General features: G+C 63.5%; 15 protein-coding genes. 7 read left to right on the plus strand and 8 right to left on the minus strand.

Annotated features, from left to right (window positions below):
• Positions 1 to 24: 24 nt before the first annotated feature.
• The 3 genes from ACMDCR_RS29440 to ACMDCR_RS29450 are packed head-to-tail and all read right to left on the minus strand — an operon-like array spanning position 25 to position 947.
• Positions 25 to 258, minus strand: a complete 234-nt coding sequence (locus tag ACMDCR_RS29440) for a DUF1127 domain-containing protein (protein ID WP_413990008.1) — start codon at positions 256 to 258, stop codon at positions 25 to 27.
• Positions 239 to 415 (minus strand): hypothetical protein, encoded by a 177-nt coding sequence (locus ACMDCR_RS29445; RefSeq protein WP_413990009.1) that lies wholly within the window; start codon positions 413 to 415, stop codon positions 239 to 241. Before ACMDCR_RS29445 ends, ACMDCR_RS29440 begins: the two co-directional genes overlap by 20 nt.
• A 49-nt stretch (positions 416 to 464) precedes the next feature.
• Positions 465 to 947, minus strand: coding sequence for an NUDIX hydrolase (locus tag ACMDCR_RS29450; protein WP_413990010.1), 483 nt, complete (start codon positions 945 to 947; stop codon positions 465 to 467).
• 357 nt (positions 948 to 1304) lie between these two features.
• Between ACMDCR_RS29450 and ACMDCR_RS29455 the strand changes: the two genes are divergently transcribed.
• The 4 genes from ACMDCR_RS29455 to ACMDCR_RS29470 all read left to right on the plus strand — a co-directional run bounded on the left by ACMDCR_RS29455 (position 1305) and on the right by ACMDCR_RS29470 (position 5205).
• Positions 1305 to 2312 carry a GSU2403 family nucleotidyltransferase fold protein gene (locus tag ACMDCR_RS29455; RefSeq protein ID WP_413990011.1) on the plus strand — a complete coding sequence of 336 codons (1008 nt, stop codon included), beginning with the start codon at positions 1305 to 1307 and terminating at the stop codon, positions 2310 to 2312.
• Positions 2313 to 2386: 74 nt separating this feature from the next.
• Positions 2387 to 3565: a class C beta-lactamase gene (gene ampC / locus ACMDCR_RS29460; protein WP_413990012.1), complete on the plus strand. Its 1179-nt coding sequence runs from the start codon at positions 2387 to 2389 to the stop codon at positions 3563 to 3565.
• A 165-nt stretch (positions 3566 to 3730) separates the two neighbouring features.
• A complete protein-coding gene (locus ACMDCR_RS29465; protein WP_413990013.1) occupies positions 3731 to 4237 on the plus strand; it encodes a DoxX family protein in 507 nt (168 codons plus the stop codon).
• A gap of 200 nt (positions 4238 to 4437) precedes the next feature.
• On the plus strand, positions 4438 to 5205 hold the full coding sequence (locus ACMDCR_RS29470) for an SDR family NAD(P)-dependent oxidoreductase (RefSeq protein WP_413990014.1): 768 nt from the start codon (positions 4438 to 4440) through the stop codon (positions 5203 to 5205).
• A 133-nt stretch (positions 5206 to 5338) separates the two neighbouring features.
• Here ACMDCR_RS29470 and ACMDCR_RS29475 read toward each other — a convergent pair whose 3' ends face one another.
• Positions 5339 to 5812, minus strand: a complete 474-nt coding sequence (locus ACMDCR_RS29475; protein ID WP_413990015.1) for a monooxygenase family protein — start codon at positions 5810 to 5812, stop codon at positions 5339 to 5341.
• Positions 5813 to 5924: 112 nt separating this feature from the next.
• Between ACMDCR_RS29475 and ACMDCR_RS29480 the strand changes: the two genes are divergently transcribed.
• On the plus strand, positions 5925 to 6428 hold the full coding sequence (locus ACMDCR_RS29480; protein WP_413990016.1) for a TetR/AcrR family transcriptional regulator: 504 nt from the start codon (positions 5925 to 5927) through the stop codon (positions 6426 to 6428).
• Between the two features lie 54 nt (positions 6429 to 6482).
• Here the strand turns inward: ACMDCR_RS29480 and ACMDCR_RS29485 are convergent, their stop codons facing one another.
• The 3 genes from ACMDCR_RS29485 to ACMDCR_RS29495 all read right to left on the minus strand — a co-directional run bounded on the left by ACMDCR_RS29485 (position 6483) and on the right by ACMDCR_RS29495 (position 12245).
• Entirely contained in the window at positions 6483 to 7610 is a 1128-nt protein-coding gene (locus ACMDCR_RS29485) for an alpha/beta hydrolase (protein WP_413990017.1), read from the minus strand.
• Between the two features lie 262 nt (positions 7611 to 7872).
• A complete protein-coding gene (locus ACMDCR_RS29490; protein WP_413990018.1) occupies positions 7873 to 11040 on the minus strand; it encodes an efflux RND transporter permease subunit in 3168 nt (1055 codons plus the stop codon).
• A complete protein-coding gene (locus ACMDCR_RS29495) occupies positions 11037 to 12245 on the minus strand; it encodes an efflux RND transporter periplasmic adaptor subunit (RefSeq protein ID WP_413990019.1) in 1209 nt (402 codons plus the stop codon). The genes ACMDCR_RS29490 and ACMDCR_RS29495 overlap by 4 nt, the downstream gene beginning before the upstream one ends.
• 728 nt (positions 12246 to 12973) lie before the next feature.
• Here ACMDCR_RS29495 and ACMDCR_RS29500 point away from each other — a divergent pair.
• On the plus strand, positions 12974 to 13735 hold the full coding sequence (locus ACMDCR_RS29500; protein ID WP_413990020.1) for a hypothetical protein: 762 nt from the start codon (positions 12974 to 12976) through the stop codon (positions 13733 to 13735).
• A gap of 22 nt (positions 13736 to 13757) precedes the next feature.
• On the opposite strand, the gene ACMDCR_RS29505 is transcribed toward ACMDCR_RS29500, so the two are convergent.
• A complete protein-coding gene (locus ACMDCR_RS29505; protein WP_413990021.1) occupies positions 13758 to 15080 on the minus strand; it encodes a cation:proton antiporter in 1323 nt (440 codons plus the stop codon).
• Positions 15081 to 15727: 647 nt separating this feature from the next.
• On the opposite strand from ACMDCR_RS29505, the gene ACMDCR_RS29510 reads away from it, so the two are divergent.
• Positions 15728 to 16489 (plus strand): hypothetical protein, encoded by a 762-nt coding sequence (locus ACMDCR_RS29510; protein ID WP_413990022.1) that lies wholly within the window; start codon positions 15728 to 15730, stop codon positions 16487 to 16489.
• The last annotated feature ends 212 nt before the right edge of the window (positions 16490 to 16701 follow it).

Genomic DNA, 16701 nt, shown 5'->3' on the forward strand with positions numbered 1-16701 from the left:
GCCGGGCCTCGGGGCCGCTCAAACCTACAGTCCTTCGCGGCCATGGCGGATGGCATAGCTCACCTCGCAGCGCGACAGGCCGATATCCTTGAGCAGATGATCGGGCATTTCGAGGAGCGCCCGCTCGCCGGCGAGGGCCTCGACGCGGCGGGCCAGCCAGCGGCTTACAAGCCGAGACATGATGCCGAACCGAGCAAGGATGTAAAAGGTCCTGCGGGGTGGGGGCGGAACGTAGAGCTCATCGATCGCGGATGACATGGCAGACCTCCTTCGCCATAGGCGCCATCATCGGCGCATCCTCTTCTGCCGCGCGCGCGTCTGCGCCAGCGTTGAAGGAATCGCTGAATTCCGCGGGCAGAGCGTTGTATCGGGGCGCGGAGACTGCCAGGCCGGCCGCTCGATCGGCGAAGGCCATTTCGGCGGGTTTCATCGCTATGGAGCGGATGTCGATCGGGTGAAGGCGATCAGGACCGGAGCTGATACGACCCAGCAGAGCCTTCGTCCCCTGGCGCCCTGCCCATGAGCCTCCTCAGCAGGCTGGCGAGTCCGGGATCGTCGACGATGATGACTGCGTCGGTCAGCCTCATCCATTGCACACGGCGTTCGGCCTGTTCCTTCCAGGCGCGCAGGGCACCAGTCACCCGCAGCGGATAGAGGCTCACCTCCACGCGCTCGAAACGGTCGGCCCAGCGCTTCCAGTACAGGAAGGAGCCGAGCGCTTTCTTGTGCGGGCGGCCGGTCAGGCCTGCTTCCTGCTCAGCCTCGATGCGAGCGGCGACGTGATCCTTGCAGCCCTTGATCGGCCAACCCTTAGGTACCGTCCAGCGATGGCTGGTGCGGGTGGTGACGAGGCAGACCTCCACACGCCCGTCGCGCTCGCGCAGGGGCAGCGCCGCGACCTGGCGGCGGGTTGGGTTGGGCAGGATGTCGATGACCGTGTGCTGCACTGAGACTCCCCGCTCCGGCCAATCCCTTATGACGCAGAGGCGGTATTTCTGCGTGACAGGCATAGGGTGTTGCGGCATCGGTATGGCGTATCTGGATCGACTGGTTGCTACGTGCCGACTATCACTATGGCGACATGAAGGGCGCACTGTCGCTCAACCCGCCCGGCGCGCACCGATACTGGCGCCGCTCCTGTGGGGACCGAACCGAGTTTGATAACAAGCCGAGCCCGATATCGCTCTGACGCGAGCGCCGAACCAGTTCCAGCCATTAGTCTTGCTATACACAATTATTAAAAATCGTGTATACGTCTCCCTAAGGACGTATCGCTCAACGTCCATCCAGCAGACGAGTTCTCCATGGCGGCACTTTCAGCACCTCCCCACGGCTCTATTTCCCCCGCAGCCCTAACACTCTATGCCGATCTTCTGCAGAAGGTCGAGGCCGTGCAGCGACAGCCTGGGTCAATCTCGCGCAAGAAGGTGCGGGGCGATACCTATCTCTACGCGGTCGAAAAACACGGCCAGACCCGTATCCAGCGCTATCTTGGTCCGGCCAAGGACGAGCAGGCCATCGAAGAATCCGCACTGATCCAGGCCGAAGCTCAGCATGCCAGGAGCCGCCGCACGCAGGTCTCCATGCTCAAGCGAGCGGGCTTGCCCGGCCCCTCGCTCGAGGTCGGCCGGCTGCTTGAGGCCGTGGCGCGCGCCGGCCTGTTCGAGAGCGGCCTGGTGTTGATCGGCACCATCGCCTTCTCGCTCTATGCGCCCATCGTGGGCGCCATCCCCTCCGCCGCCTTTTCGATGACGCAGGACGCCGATTTCGCCGTGGCCTCGGTCACCGATACCAGAGGTGACGCCGACCTCACGACAGTGCTGCGTCGCGCCGATCCGACCTTTCAGTCCGCCCCCAGCTTGCACAGAACCGATCTGCCGCGAAAGTTCCGGGCTTCGACTGGCTTCGAAGTGGAGATCCTCACGCCGGTCAGAAACCGGGAGGACGATGGTGTCGTCAATATTGCTGGGCTTGGTGCCGGTGCAACGCCGCTGCACTTCATGGAATTCCTGATCCAGGATGCGATCAAGGCGGTGGCGCTCTACAATGACGGCATCAAGGTGACGATCCCCAATCCGGCCCGGTATGCCATTCATAAGCTGATCGTGGCGCAGGAGCGTTCGATTGGCGTAGCCAAGCGCGACAAGGATCTCGCCCAGGCCGGCGCGCTGATCGCGATCCTCCATGCCAACGATCCCTTCTTGTTGCACGACATTTGGGAAGAGGCGCGAGCCAGGGGTCCAAAATGGCGCACGAATATCGAGCGCAGCATGAAGATGCTGGCGCTGACGGAGGAGGATCTGACGCCCTAAGCGCCACCGCCAATCCATCGCCGACTTTCGGCCAAAATACTGTCCTAGGCGAAGGCCCCGCCATGGAGACAGGCATGACCTTGTTGCTCTCGCGCCGGCAGGCTCTTGCCGGCTCTCTGCTCGCCCTCCCCTTGCTATCAAGCCGTTCCGCCAGGGCACAGCCTGCCCAGCCAACGCTGCAGCAGGCGGTCGACGCTGCGGTAATGCCGCTGATGCAGGCGCATGACCTGCCCGGCATGGCGGTGGCTGTTACGATCGGCGGAAAGCGTTCCTTCTTCAACTATGGCGTCGCCTCCCGTGAAAGCGGACAGAAGGTCGACAAGGACACGCTGTTCGAGCTCGGCTCCCTCTCGAAGACCTTCACCGCCATCCTCGGTGGCTGGGCGCAGGCGCGGGGCGCCCTCGCCTTCGGCGACAAGGCGAGCCACCACTGGCCTGCGCTCGCCGGCAGCAGCTTCGACAAGATCAGCCTCATCGAACTCGGCACCTACACGGCGGGCGGCCTGCCGCTGCAGTTCCCCGCAGGGGTAAACGACGAAGCCAGTATGCTCGGCTATTTCCGGAGCTGGCGCCCAGCCTTTGCGCCGGGAACCCGCCGGCTCTATTCGAACCCGAGCATCGGCCTGTTCGGCTATCTCGCTGCCCGCAGCCTCGGCCAGCCCTTCGACACACTGATGCAAGGCACGATCTTTCCCGGCCTTGGCCTGAAGCGCGTCTTCATCACGGTGCCCGCGGCGGAGATGGAGAGCTACGCCTGGGGCTATGCCAAGGGCAACAAGTCAATCCGCGTCGGACCGGGCGCGCTGGATTCGGAGGCTTATGGTGTCAAGATTTCGGCAGCCGAGATGGCGCACTATCTTGAAGCGGTGATGGGCGGCGCAGGCCTCGACGACGATTTCCGGCACGCGATTGCCGCGACGCAAAGCGGCTATCACCGCGTCGGCGGCATGGCGCAGGGCTTGGGGTGGGAGATGTATGACGACCCGGTCAGCCTCGACCAGCTGCTAGCCGGCAATTCCGCCGACATGGCGCGCAACGCCAACACGGTCGCGCCGCTCGACCCGCCGCTGGCTGCGGGACGCCCCTTGCTTGCCAACAAGACCGGCTCCACCAACGGCTTCGGCGCCTACGCCGCCTTCCTGCCGGCCAAGGGCCTGGGCGTGGCGATGCTGGCGAACCGCAGCTACCCCAACGAGGCGCGGGTAACAGCGGCTTACGCCATCCTCTCAGCACTGGAGAAGGGGTCGGGGTAGGGTCGCAGTTCCCCCTCGGGCGTTAGAGAGAGCGGAGATCACGAACCCCTTTGGCGGGCCGAAGGAGGGCGACCGCCGTCTTCGTCACCGGCAAATGTACCATTTTGTAACATGCCCCCGTCCGGCAGCGTAGACGGAGCGTAAGTTCGTCTTTGATTGGCCGATATGAAGACTCTCCTCGATTTCTATCACCGCTTTGTTTTTCCTCGCTTTCAATCCTGGTACGCACTGCCGCTGCGGCTGATCGTGGGTTGCGGTTTCATGGAGCATGGCTATGCCAAGCTGGCACGCGGACCGGATTCCTTCGTCGCGATACTGCATGCGCTCGGCATGCCCTTCCCGGCCTTGCTCGCCTGGGCGACCATCCTGATCGAACTCCTCGGCGGCCTGGCCGTGCTCATCGGCCTGCTTGTGCCGTTGGCGAGCCTGCCGATGGCGGTGGTGCTGCTGGTGGCCATTGTCACCGTGCACCTGCCCAACGGCTTCAGTTCGATCAAGCTCCTTTCGGTCGATACAGGCGGCGCCCATTTCGGCCCGCCCGGATATGAGACGGACCTCCTCTACCTCGCCGGCCTCATGGCGCTGGTGCTGGGAGGAGCGGGTCCGCTCGCGGTGGATCGACTGGTGTTCGGGACGCGTTCGAGGCCGCGCGAGACCGTCTCCATGTCGTGACTCGGCAGGATGGGGGGGTCAGTGAATATCAGGACTTTCGGCAGCGGCACCTCCCGGCCCGCCTAGAAGGTGACAACGGCCTGCGCGCCGTGTCCGCCTTCGAGGATTGGCCATTCCTCCCTCAGTCTGCGACAACAAGAGCCTTTGCTGGCATCCTGGTCCGGAGTGAAATGTGAGCGCGGCAAAGAAGGAGACTTCCCATGGCGCGCATCTTCATTTCCGGCTCCTCCGCGGGGCTTGGCCTGATGGCCGGACAGCTCCTGGCGGAACAGGGCCACAAGGTGGTGCTGCACGCCCGGAACGAGGCTCGCGCCGCCGATGCCCGGCGTGAACTGCCGGCCGCCGAGGCCGTGATCACTGGCGACCTCGAAACGATCGCAGGCGCCCGGGCCGTTGCCGGACAGGTCAACGCGCTCGGCCCCTTCGATGCTGTGATCCATAATGCCGCGGTCGGCTATCGCGAGGACAAGCATCTCACCGCCGACGGCCTGCCGCACGTCTTCGCGATCAATACGCTCGCCGCCTATATCCTCACCGCGCTGATCGGGCTGCCGAAGCGGCTGGTCTATCTGAGCTCGGGCATGCACCATCATGCCCGCGCCCATCTCGACGACATCCTCTGGGAACGCCGGCCTTGGGTCGGCTCCACCGCCTATGCCGAGAGCAAGCTGCATGACGTGCTCCTCGCCTTCGCCGTAGCGAGACTGCGACCCGAGGTGCATTCCAACGCACTGGAGCCGGGTTGGGTACCGACCAAGATGGGCGGGCCCGGCGCGCCCGACGATCTCGACCAGGCCCACCGCACCCAGGCTTGGCTCGCTGCGGGCGAGGATCCGGCCGCCGACGTTACCGCCAGCTATTTCTACCACCTCAAGCCTCGCCAGCCGAACCCTCAGGCGCGGGACACGGCCGTGCAGGACCGATTGCTGGCCATTTGTGCGGAGGTGTCGGGCGTGAAGCTGGCATAAGGCATTTCCAGAGCAAAATGCGTTCAGATAGGAGCGGTTTCGGAATTAACTGACTGACATCAAAAGCATTTTCCGATTCTCGGCGATTCGACCTGAAAGAAAGATGCTCCAGCCGGGAGTTCCCGGCTTCCTCTCAGTTCGCCCGCGCCTGCCTGTCGGCGCGCAACCGGCCCTCGCTCGACATGAACAGTCCCTTCGCCTCCCGGACAGGCGCAAAAGCGCCCAGGCCTGGGAGTTCGGGCATGCTGACATACACCGCCTCCACGCCGCCGCGGGCGCAATAGGCCTCATGCCAGAAGCCACTGCCTTTTGTATCGCGCAGGAAATTGCGCCACCAGACGGCGTGCGGGGCCTCACGGGTGAAGCGGGTAAGACTGTCCTGGTCGCGCCAATATTGGCGTATGCCCAGATGGTTCCAACCGAACAGAAAGGTTTGGTGCCCCAACAACCCTTCCGGCCGCTCTCGGGAAAGTCGGGCCAGGCCGCGGCCGACGCCTAAGAGCGCCGGCAGGACCCGCAAACTTCCCACCCGAAAGCCGAGCAGCACCACCACGAGGTCCGGATAACCGGACAAATCGACTGTCTGTCTGCGCGCATCCGCTTGCATGGTCGACCTCCCCTGCTTACACTGTAAACATACCAGATAATGTGTACACCGTAAACAGATGAAAGATCAGCACGGCAGCTTGCAGGCCACCCTTGTCCGAACGGCAGTTGCAATGCTCGACCAGGGGGCCGAAGAGATCAGCCTGCGCGCCGTGGCACGCGCCGCGGGCGTATCGGCCATGGCGCCCTATCGCCATTTCCAGGACAAGGTCGCGCTGCTGCAGGCCGTCGCCGACCACGGCTTCACCATGCTCCGCGTCGATCTCGAGGAAGCCGACCGCTCGACCGATGGCGAGGAAGCGCTGATCGCGCAAGGCCTCGCCTACCTTGCCTTTGCCGAGCGCAATCCCGCTCTTTTCAGGCTGATGTTCGCCAGCGACCGGAAAGCGCGCCGCGACAACGGCACCGACCGCACTGCCTATGATGTGCTTTCGCAGCGCGTCGCCGGCCTCGTCCCGGCCACAGCCGACACGGCGACCCTGGCCTGCTGGGCCCTGGTGCACGGACTCGCCACACTGGCGCTCGACGGCCAGATCCGCAGCGAACCCACACAGGCCAGGGCGGTTCTGAGGAAGCTGGTCGACGGCCTTGGCCAGAACGCGGGGCGTCCAGCTTGATTGTCGCAAGCGAAGTTGTCTGTCCGTTGGGCTCAACTCGTTTGGGAACTGACACTATTGCCTTAGGATGATCCGTCGAGGTGCGTTGATGACTCTGATCGGGAGGGTGATGAAGGAGGCGAGTGTTCCACTCACGGCTGTCTGGCTTTTGGGCGTCGCGCCACGATCTGCCTCTATCCCCTCCTGCAAAACGTGCTCAAGCTGTGGCCCCACGCTGGCAAGCTGTGCGAACTTGCCATGACTCAAGGAGTCGGGCCCCTTCAAGGTCGTCAAATCCACCACGATCGCCCCCATCGCGGCCAGTTCCTGTACATCGCTGTCGGCGCCGAGCCTTCCCTTGTCGCCTGCGATGAACCTTGAAATTCGCAACGCTTGGTCATCTTTCGATATGACGACGAAGAAGGGCTTACGAGGCCGTCCGATACGCCGCATCTCCGACTTGAACACGTCGATATCGATGTCTGGCGCCGCTAGAACGACAACTCCAACCTTATTCGCTCCCGTCGTATCGCCAGATATCTTGATTTGTCGTATCGCCTCCACTGTCACCCAGTTGCCCATGGAGTGGGCGACGATGTTGATCTCGTCGGCGTCACTGGCGGCAATAAGGCGAAGTGTGTGTTCCAGGTCATCGCGCGCGACCGTCGCACTGTTGGTATCGTAGACATAACCGGTGAGGCGTCCCTGCGATGCCCAGGTAAACAACACCGGCACAGCGGGTGAGCCGGAGTCCTGGATGATTTGCGTGAAGCGATAGAGCCCCTCCGCAAACATCGTGTTATAGCCGTGGATGAAGACCAGTACTTTGCGCTTGCCGCGTGGCTGGGCGGATAGCCTGCTATTCAGCGTGCGGACGAAAGCCTTTTCACTATCGATATAGGCAGCCTGACGTACAACAAAATCGGTTTTGGGATTCCCGGGCGGCGAGGAGGGCCATTCGACCTGCCCATCCGCATGCTTGGGCGGGACTGACACCGTAATCGTTGCGTAATCAAGTGTCCCCGATCGTTCACCATTGAAAAGGGTTCCCGGTCTGGAGTCGCGCTCTCGGGTTGTGGCAACGAGCAGCGTATGTTCGTTCGCACCCGTGGCGGGTTGCGAAACGGCGCTGAGATATCCGCTTTCGGGCCGCGACGCGCAGCTCCCCAGCGGCGCCACGGCGATTGCAATCGCACAGGTCACGGCGCACCGGAGACCTACGACGGCGCCAACAACCCTTGTGTGGTTCCGATTTTGTGCCAAATCGAACCCCCAACGCAATCCTCGATCGCAGCGCTCCTTGCCCCTGCGTCGACGCTATACTCGGTCGGTGTAATTTGCACGCCCATATTGCCCGGGCGTGCGAGTCTCCGGCTTAAGTCGAGGCAGCGCGGGTGATGCCGAGAGCAGCCGCCAAGAACGGGATATCGCCTTGGGGCAGGCAAACTCGGCAAGCGCGCCGTGCCTATCCTGTTGCGCCCGCTCCTTCCGTCGTCACCGGCGCCGGTTTCTTCTTCTTGCCGCTGGAACGCCATTCCTCGAAGCGCTGAACCATCACGAAGAAGGCCGGCACGAACAGCACGGCAAGACAGGTCGAAGCGATCATGCCGCTGAACACGGTGATGCCGATGGAGGACCTTGCGCTGGCGCCGGCGCCGGTGGCGAACACCAGCGGCGCCACGCCCAGGATGAAGGCGAAGGAGGTCATCAGGATCGGGCGGAAGCGGGCTCGGGCCGCCTCCAGCGCCGATTCCAGGATCGGCTTGCCCTCGGCCCGCATCTCGCGCGCCACTTCCACGATCAGGATGGCGTTCTTCGCCGACAGCGCAATCAGCAGCACCAGGCCGATCTGCACATAGAGATTGTTGTCGATACGCAGGCCGTTGAGCACCAGCACCGGCCCGATCAACGACAGCGGCACGGCGAGGATAACCGAGATCGCCGCGTACCAACTTTCATACTGGCCGGCGAGCACGAGGTAGACGAGCAGGATCGCAAGGGCGAAGACCATGTACATCTGGTTGCCGACGACCTTCTCCTGGTAGGACATCGCCGTCCACTCATAGCCGACGCCCGGCGGAAGGGTCTTGGCCGCGATCTCCTCCATCAGCTTGATGGTCTGCCCGGAGGAGAAGCCGGGCCGCGACACACCGGTGATCGTCGCCGAAGGATAGAGATTGTAGAGGCTGATCAGCGAGGGGCCCACCGTCGGGGTGATCTTCAGTAGGGTGCTGATCGGGATCATCGCCCCGTCCTGATTTCGGACAGTGAGCTGATCAATATCCTCCAGGCGCTTGCGCGCATCGGGCTCGCCCTGAACATAGATCTGATAGACCCGTCCAAAGCGATTGAACTGGTCGACATAGCTGGATCCGACATAGCTCGCCAGCGCCGAGAAGACCTGGTCGACGGTGAGCTTGAGGCCCTCAGTCTTGGTGCGGTCGATATCGACCTTGTACTGCGGCACGCCCGCCCGGAACGAGGAAGAGACGCGCTGGATCCCCGATTGCGTGGAAGCTGCGGCAACCATCGCGTTGACAGAGGCCTGCAGCTTGGCAAGGTCGGAGCTGCCGTCCCGCAATTCGATCTGCATGGTGAAGCCGCCGGCATTGCCGATACCCTGGATCGGAGGCGGGGGCACCACCAGGATATTGGCTTCACGGATCTGCGACAGCACCTGGTTCAGCTTGGTATAGAGCGGGAGCAGGGTCTCCCCTTTGCCACGTTTGCTCCAGTCGTCTAGCATGACGTAGACGACGCCTGCGTTGGCCAATGACGCGCTGTTGTCGAGCGGGGAGACGCCGGCGATAGCGATGGCCTCGGAGACGCCGGGGACCTTGCGCACCGCGTCGGAGGCCTCGCCCAGCACCTTCTGCGTGCGTTCGAGTGAAGCACCGTCGGGCAGTTGCACCGCGGCCAGGAAATAACCCTGGTCCTCGATCGGCAGGAAGCCGGTGGCGACGCGTGAGAAGCCATAGCCCGCTCCGGCGATGATCAGCAGCGCGATCACGGTCATCAGCGCGGCATGGCGGGTCATCCAGCCGATGAGCGCAGCATAGCGATGCTCCAGCCAGACATAGCCGGCGTCGAAGCCCCGATAGAAGAAGTTGCGCTTCTCGACGGGCACGGTCGGCCGCAGCCAGAGGGCGGCCTGGGTGGGCTTCAGCGTGGCGGCATTGATGGCGCTGATCAAGGCGGTCGCAGCGATGACGAGCGCGAACTGGGCATACATCCGCCCTGTCAGCCCGGGGAGGAAGGAGGCTGGCAGGAACACCGCCATCAGCACCAGGGTGATGCCGATGATCGGGCCGAAGAGCGCATTCATCGCAGCGATTGCCGCATCATGCCCCGACATGCCCTTGTCGATGTTGTGGGCCGCGCCCTCCACCACCACGATGGCGTCGTCGACCACGATGCCGATCGCGAGCACGATGGCGAACAGCGTCGAGAGGTTGACGGTGAAGCCCATCGCCGCCATGGCCGCGAAGGCGCCGATGATGGTCACCGGCACGGTTGTCGCCGGAATCAGGGTGGCGCGCCAGTCCTGCAGGAAGACGAGGATGACGATGAGCACGAGGATGCCCGCCTCGATCAGCGTCTTGTAGACCTCATGCACAGACTGATCGACGAAAAGCGTCGTGTCGAAGGGGATGGAGTAGGTCACGCCCGGCGGGAAGTTCGCGGCGAGTTCCTTCATCTTGGCATCGACTTCGGTGGCCGTGTTGAGCGCATTGGCGCCGGGCGACTGGAAGATGGCAAGACCCGCCGCCTGCTTGTTGTTGAGCGTGAAGACCTGGCTGTAGGTCTGTGCGCCCAATTCCACGCGTCCGACATCGCGCACGCGGGTGACGTCGCCCGCCGTGGTGCCGGCCTTGATCACCACATTGGCGAACTGGGCGGCGTCCTCGAGCCGCCCGGAGACATCGAGCGTGTACTGGAAGTCCTGCCCCGTCGACATCGGCGGGGCGCCGAGCTGGCCGGCGCTGACCTCCTGGCTCTGCTGCTGCAGGGCGTTGATGACATCCTGCGCCTGCAGGCCTCGCGCCTGCATCTTCTGTGGATCGAGCCAGATGCGCATCGAATATTGGCCCGCGCCGAACACCGTCACATTGCCGACTCCAGGCAGGCGGGAGATCTCGTCCTTCATTCTGAGCGTAGCGAAGTTGCTGAGATAAAGGCTGTCGCGGCTGGCATCCGGCGAGGTGAGGGTGACGATCTGGAGGATCGAGGTCGACTTCTTCTGCACCGTGACGCCCTGGACCTGCACCGATTGCGGCAGGGAGGCCATGGCGGCGGAGACGCGGTTCTGCACCAGAACCTGCGCGAAGTTGAGATCCGTGCCGATCTTGAAGGTGACGGTGAGCGTATAGGTGCCGTCGGCGCCGGCATAGGACTGCATATAGAGCATGTCCTCGACGCCGTTCACCTGCTGCTCGATGGGCAGCGCTACCGTGTCGATCACGGACTGGGCGCTGGCGCCCGGATAGCGCGTGGTCACCTGCACCGTGGGCGGCACCACATCGGGATATTGCGCCACCGGCAGGGCGAACAGCGCCACGCCACCGATCACGACCATCAGGATGGCGATGACGTTGGCCAGAACCGGCCGTTCGATGAAGAATTTCGAGATCATGGCTGGGACGCCTTCGCATTGGCGCCCTGACCGGCAGGCTGGGACGCATCCTGCGGATCGACCTTCTGTCCGGGCACAGCACGCAGTATGCCGTCCACCACCACCTTGTCCGTGGGATCGAGGCCGCTGGTGACAACCCGCATATCCCCGTCCAACTGGCCGATCTCGACCTTGCGCTGCTCGACCACATTGTCGTTGCCAATGATGAGGACGTAGCGCCCGCCCTGGTCGCTGCCGATGGCGGTATCAGGCACCAGCAGGCTGTCGCCCTGGCTGGCAAACGGCACCCGCACCCGCACGAAATAGCCGGGCAGGATACCATAGCCAGGATTGTCGAGCTGAGCCCGCACCGCCAGGGTGCCGGTATTGGCCGTCAGGGCCGGAGCGACATAGTTGAGCGCACCCTTGTGAGGGTAGCCATCCTCGTTCTGCAGGCCGACCTCGACCGGCACCTTCTTCAGGTCGGCCAGGGTCACGCCATTTTTCTTCATGTTGACGCGGATGTTGAGGACGTCGGTCTCGCTGACATTGAAGTCGATATAGATCGGGTCGAGCTGAACGATCGTGGCGAGGACGGTGGCCGTGCCGTTGCCGACATAATCGCCCAGCGAGACCTGCCTCGCCGTGACGATACCGTCGTATGGCGCCTTCACGTCGGTATAGCCCAGGTTGAGCTGGGCCTGCTCGATCGCGACCTTGGCCTGGTCCACGCTCGCTTGCGCCGAGTCGCGGCTGGCTACCGCCTGTTCCAACGTCGCCTGCGAAGCGAAGTTCTGCACCTGCAGGCTCGCCTGGCGCTTGTAGTTGGCGAGCTGCTGGGCATAGTTGGCCTCGGCGCTCGCTTGCGAAGCCTGCGCGTTTTCAAGTGCCAGCTGGTAGGGCTGCGGTTCGATCGTGAAGAGCGAGGTCCCCGTCTTCGCAAAGTCGCCGTCCTTGTAGCGGATGGCGTCGACAAAGCCCGCCACGCGCGCCACCAGGTTGCCCGAATTGATCGCTGTCGCATTGCCCGTCGCCAGCAGGTAATTGGTGACGGTCTTCTTAACCGGCGTGGCGACGCCCACCTTGGGCGGCGGCGGGGGGGCATAACTGTTCTGCTGGCCACAGCCGGCGAGGGCGACAGCCAGGATGGCACCCAGCATCAAGGGCAGAGCCGGCCTCCTTGCTGTCAGCGCATTCGAGGGAAAGAGGGCGCGAGAGCAAATCATCTTGTCATACCCTTTTGCAGTGCTGACGGCCGGTGGCCGGACGAAGAAGAGCGAGAAAGCCTAGGAAGATCGCCGGCCGGAAGGCACAGGCGCCACGCCGGCTTGGAACAATCGCGCCGGTGAGCCGCGAGGCGGCATCATCCGATCACGCGAAAAGTCCGAAAAATAATCGCCGCGTCGGCGACAGCATATCGACGTCATCACAGAACGAGACCTGCGAAGTTCTGGCCGGCGCATCAGGCGATACCCAGTGTTACCGCTACAGTCTGCTCGCATGCTGTTGCAGCAGATCCTCGATGTCGTTGTGGAAGATGACGGCGGCTGGGCTCCTAGCAGGCGCCGCGAACTTGCTACTATTGCGACAGCAATTCTGCTCATCCAGGCACCAGCTTCACGATCTACCAGCACATAATGTACAGCCGTCGCCGTGCATGCGCTGGGAACGCACCCCTTTGAATCCAGAAAATTACACTAAGCGTAAATTGATGAAAGTATAATTTCAGCGAAGGCGGCGTTTTGGATACCGGCACTCCAGCCGAATATAAAGCATAGAGAATCAATGGTCTGCCGACAGGCAAAGAAAGATCGGGACAAAGCGAGGCACGCTCCGGCTGCATCGCCGGGAAAGGCATGGGATCGCGTGATCGAGCCCAATAGATGTGCCCGCCATTGCTCGGGCACATGCTTCGGTGCGATCCTTGCCGGGCCGCCCTGGTCGGGAGCCTGCAATGGCCAGCTATGAAGTCGTCATCTGCATCTTGACGTTCTGCTGCCTCCTTGCAGCGTCGCTCGGCGCGCTGCTGCTCTATTCCAGGCTGCCGGAGCGCTACCAGCACGAAGAGACTGTCGCCATCATCAGGCTGATCGGCAACGTCTTCATCGTGATGACATCGCTCGTGCTCGGCCTGATGATCAACTCGGCCCGCAATGCCTTTGACGGTGTCGACCACAATGCGCATGTGATCGCCACCGATATGATCCTCCTGGACCGGACACTGCGCCGTTACGGCCCCGAGGCCGACGACATGCGCGCGCGCCTGCTCGCCTACGCGCGCCACGCCCGGGATAGCACGAGGCCCACGAGCGATCCCCTCATCATGGGCGATCCGGTTTCCGAGCAATTGCTGACCGCCACGGGCGACGACCTCAAGACCCTGAAACCCGCGGATACCGAGCAGGCCAACCTGGCGCAGGATGCCCATAAGATTTACCAGGCGATCTACGAGCTGCGCTGGGAACTGGTCGAACAGGCGCAAGGAACGCTGCCCCTGCCCCTGCTCGTGATGCTGGTGGCGTGGCTCATGCTCGTCTTCGCAAGCCTCGGCTATCGCGCACCGAATAATCGCGTGGTGGTCTGCTCGCTGGTGTTGGCCGCGGCGCTGATCGCCGGCACGGTTTACCTCATTCTCGACATGGACGGGCCGTTCAGCGGGCTCATCCAGGTCTCGGATGCCCCCCTCGACCGGGTCATTGCCGAATTGACGCGATGACGCCAGGGCTCGCGGCGGGCTTTCAGGACGGCTTCGCGTGCCCGCCCGCTTCCGGGACTGCGTCATGGTCCGAGGCATGGCCGCCGGCCGACCCCGGCACATTGCCTTTATAGAGGCGGCTGAGAACGGCTGGTGTCGAGAGGCCCTGGACCACGATCGTAAAGATCACCACCACATAGCAGGTGGCCGCGAGCGTCGGTCCGTAGGGGCCCTCCGGAATGGTCAGCACGAGCGCGATCGAGACCGCTCCGCGCAGGCCCACCCAGGTCAGCGTCGAGACCATCCTTGCCTTTTCCGGCCAATCGGCGCGTGAGAAGCCGACGGGGACCGCAATGCTGACGAGACGTGACAGGATCGCCAGCGGGATCGCCGCAAAGACGACGACCTGGGTGAAAGCAGTGAAGTCGAGGTTGAAGATCTCCGCGCCCATCAACAGGAACAGCAGGGTGTTGACGAGGTCGTCGACGAGCGACCAGAAGGTCGCAAGATGAGGTCGCCAGGCGATTTGGCGGGATGTCTGCGGCCTGGCATTGACCATGACGAGCCCAGCGACGACCACCGCTATCGGTCCGGAGACGTGAAACTGCAGGGCGATGCGATAAGTCGCGAGAGCCAGCGCGATCGACAGGGTCAGCCTCACGATCTCGTCCTCGCTATGCTCGACGAGGAGCCGCGCCGCGTAACCCGCGACCGCGCCGATAGCGGCCCCGCCGGCGCATTCGATCGCCAGCGCGCTTAGCAACCGGCCGTTGCCGATGACGCCGCTCTCCCCCCCGATCAGCGCCACTGCCGCCAGGAACATCACGACGGCAGCACCATCGTTGAACAGGCTCTCGCCGGCGATGATGTCCCTGAGGCCGGCGGGAAGGGCGACGCGCTTGAGGAGCACATCGACGGCTACGGCATCGGTGGGCGCCAGGATCGCGCCGAGCAGGAAGCACCAGGGGAGCGGAACCGGCGTGCCGAACAGGTTGGCGAGCAGCCAGAAGCCGAAGGCGAAGACGCCGGTGGCTATCAGCACCCCGATGGTCGCAAGAACGAAGACAAGCCTGCCCTCGCGCCGGAGGCCCTTGATATCGGCATGCCAGGTGGCGGCGAAGAGCAGCAGCGCCAGCATGCCGTCGAGAAGTGTATGCGGAAGGTTGGCATGTTCCACGCGCTGCCGGTAAGCCTGGGGAAACCAGAACGTTGGCGCAATGTGGCCGGCGGCCACGATCGCCAACGAGACCAGGAGCGAAGCCAGAAGCAGCGCGATGCTGCGCGGCAGCTTGATGAAGCGCTCGTTGGCGAGGCTTACCAGCGCGGCGAATAGAAAGATAATCGAGGCGACGTCAAAGACGGACATGGCAAGCGCCGCGCTCGTTCAAGGCCATCGCAGGCCGAAAGCGCCCTGCCCGTGTGCTTTCCTGCGCAGGAGAAGGTCCCTTCACAGCCCACTCTCCATGAATGACACCCGGCTGAATGGAAATGCTTCTCCCGCAATCTCTATCTTCTTTGCTGCGTTCCGCAAGCCTGCCTGCGGCGGAGAGTTCGGCCTGGGCACTGTTGATGACCTGCCAACGAACGCGGCTCTCCCCTCCTCCGCTCCGATCCGCGCCCTGCGGCAGATTCGGAGAAGCGGGCGACATCACGGCAGCGACTGTCATCATGATATAACGTTTTGTCGAGTAAACGGGAGACAGCGCTATCGACTCTCCTCTGTCCGGCAAGACTTATGACACGCTCAACTGCCGCAAGGGCACGGAGGTGGCTGCGAATATTTTCAGGTGAGGCGGGTTCGACCACAGACGAGCCCGCATCCCAGAGATATTCTCCCTATCGTGGCAAAGAAGACGTGCTATGCTCCAAAGGCGAGAGCAATGAAAGCGTCCAGAATACTGGATCGACTTCAACAAGACCAAGAATCCTGCTGCTCCGTCAAATACTTGGCCCAGCAATCACGAGCGCAATCATGCGCCAGCGGGTCTGAAAGCTATGCGAGGGATCGAATTCATGCAAAACCACACATCTTTCTTGGCTCAGAACGCCGCCCTGCGGGCATTCCTGGCGATTGTTTCGGTGCTATGCGCCGTGACGGTCGGGGCCGGGGCGGCCATGGCCCAGCAGCCGACGGCAGCCCAGCGCAATGCCATCAAGTCGGCATGCCGCGGGGATTTCATCGCGAACTGCTCGGGCGTGACACCTGGCGGACTGCCTGCCCTGCAGTGCCTTCAGAAGCACAATGACAGCCTCTCCCCCGCCTGCCAGAAGGCGATTGGCGCGCTGAAGGGCGGCAAGTCCTCATCCGCCGCGCCGATGACGCCGGCGCCCCAACCCGCCGCCGCCCCTGCGGCGGCGGCCCCCAAGGCTGCCCCAACGACGGCCCAGCGCAACGCCATCAAGGCCGCCTGCCGGTCCGACTTCATGTCGCAATGCTCAGGCGTGACGCCGGGCGGCACGGCGGCGCTCTCCTGTCTTCAGCAGCACAGCGCCTCGCTATCAGCCTCCTGCCAGCAGGCCGTCGCCGCGATCGGCGGCGCTCCCGCCGGCGCCGCCGCGCCCAGCACGGCCACGCCGGCGGCGGCGCCCGCCATGCCCATGCGGGCCTTCTCGCCGCGCGAGGAAATCTTCATCGTGCGCCAATCCTGCGGCCCCGACTTCCGGGCGTATTGTGGTGCCGTTCCGCTCGGTGGTGGTCGCGCCATCGCCTGCCTGCGCCGGAACGCCGCCCGCCTGTCGCCCTCCTGCCAGCAGGTCCTGGCCTCCGGTCGCTAGAGGCAAGATACGTTGAGGCATAAACGCCGCGTTGCTCTAACCCATTCTTTCGACGGGTCTTTGCAGATTCTGCACCCTTTCTAGAGGCGTCTAAAATCCCATCGTCGGAGTTCCGCCCGACGACAAAGGGGCTGCGGCGCGATCCACGCCACAACCCCTTGTGCCTGATACCAATCCGGCAGAGTACCGGTTGACACGAATTTCTTTGGTCT

Origin of the sequence: Labrys okinawensis (assembly GCF_047345005.1) — a bacterium.
Taxonomy (GTDB): domain Bacteria; phylum Pseudomonadota; class Alphaproteobacteria; order Rhizobiales; family Labraceae; genus Labrys; species Labrys okinawensis.

Coding starts and splice junctions, on each gene's coding strand:
- ACMDCR_RS29440 (WP_413990008.1), bottom strand. CDS start 258: ATGTCATCCGCGATCGATGAGCTCTACGTTCCGCCCCCACCCCGCAGG.
- ACMDCR_RS29445 (WP_413990009.1), bottom strand. CDS start 415: ATGGCCTTCGCCGATCGAGCGGCCGGCCTGGCAGTCTCCGCGCCCCGA.
- ACMDCR_RS29455 (WP_413990011.1), top strand. CDS start 1,305: ATGGCGGCACTTTCAGCACCTCCCCACGGCTCTATTTCCCCCGCAGCC.
- ampC (WP_413990012.1), top strand. CDS start 2,387: ATGACCTTGTTGCTCTCGCGCCGGCAGGCTCTTGCCGGCTCTCTGCTC.
- ACMDCR_RS29465 (WP_413990013.1), top strand. CDS start 3,731: ATGAAGACTCTCCTCGATTTCTATCACCGCTTTGTTTTTCCTCGCTTT.
- ACMDCR_RS29470 (WP_413990014.1), top strand. CDS start 4,438: ATGGCGCGCATCTTCATTTCCGGCTCCTCCGCGGGGCTTGGCCTGATG.
- ACMDCR_RS29475 (WP_413990015.1), bottom strand. CDS start 5,812: ATGCAAGCGGATGCGCGCAGACAGACAGTCGATTTGTCCGGTTATCCG.
- ACMDCR_RS29480 (WP_413990016.1), top strand. CDS start 5,925: ATGCTCGACCAGGGGGCCGAAGAGATCAGCCTGCGCGCCGTGGCACGC.
- ACMDCR_RS29490 (WP_413990018.1), bottom strand. CDS start 11,040: ATGATCTCGAAATTCTTCATCGAACGGCCGGTTCTGGCCAACGTCATC.
- ACMDCR_RS29495 (WP_413990019.1), bottom strand. CDS start 12,245: ATGATTTGCTCTCGCGCCCTCTTTCCCTCGAATGCGCTGACAGCAAGG.
- ACMDCR_RS29500 (WP_413990020.1), top strand. CDS start 12,974: ATGGCCAGCTATGAAGTCGTCATCTGCATCTTGACGTTCTGCTGCCTC.
- ACMDCR_RS29505 (WP_413990021.1), bottom strand. CDS start 15,080: ATGTCCGTCTTTGACGTCGCCTCGATTATCTTTCTATTCGCCGCGCTG.
- ACMDCR_RS29510 (WP_413990022.1), top strand. CDS start 15,728: ATGCAAAACCACACATCTTTCTTGGCTCAGAACGCCGCCCTGCGGGCA.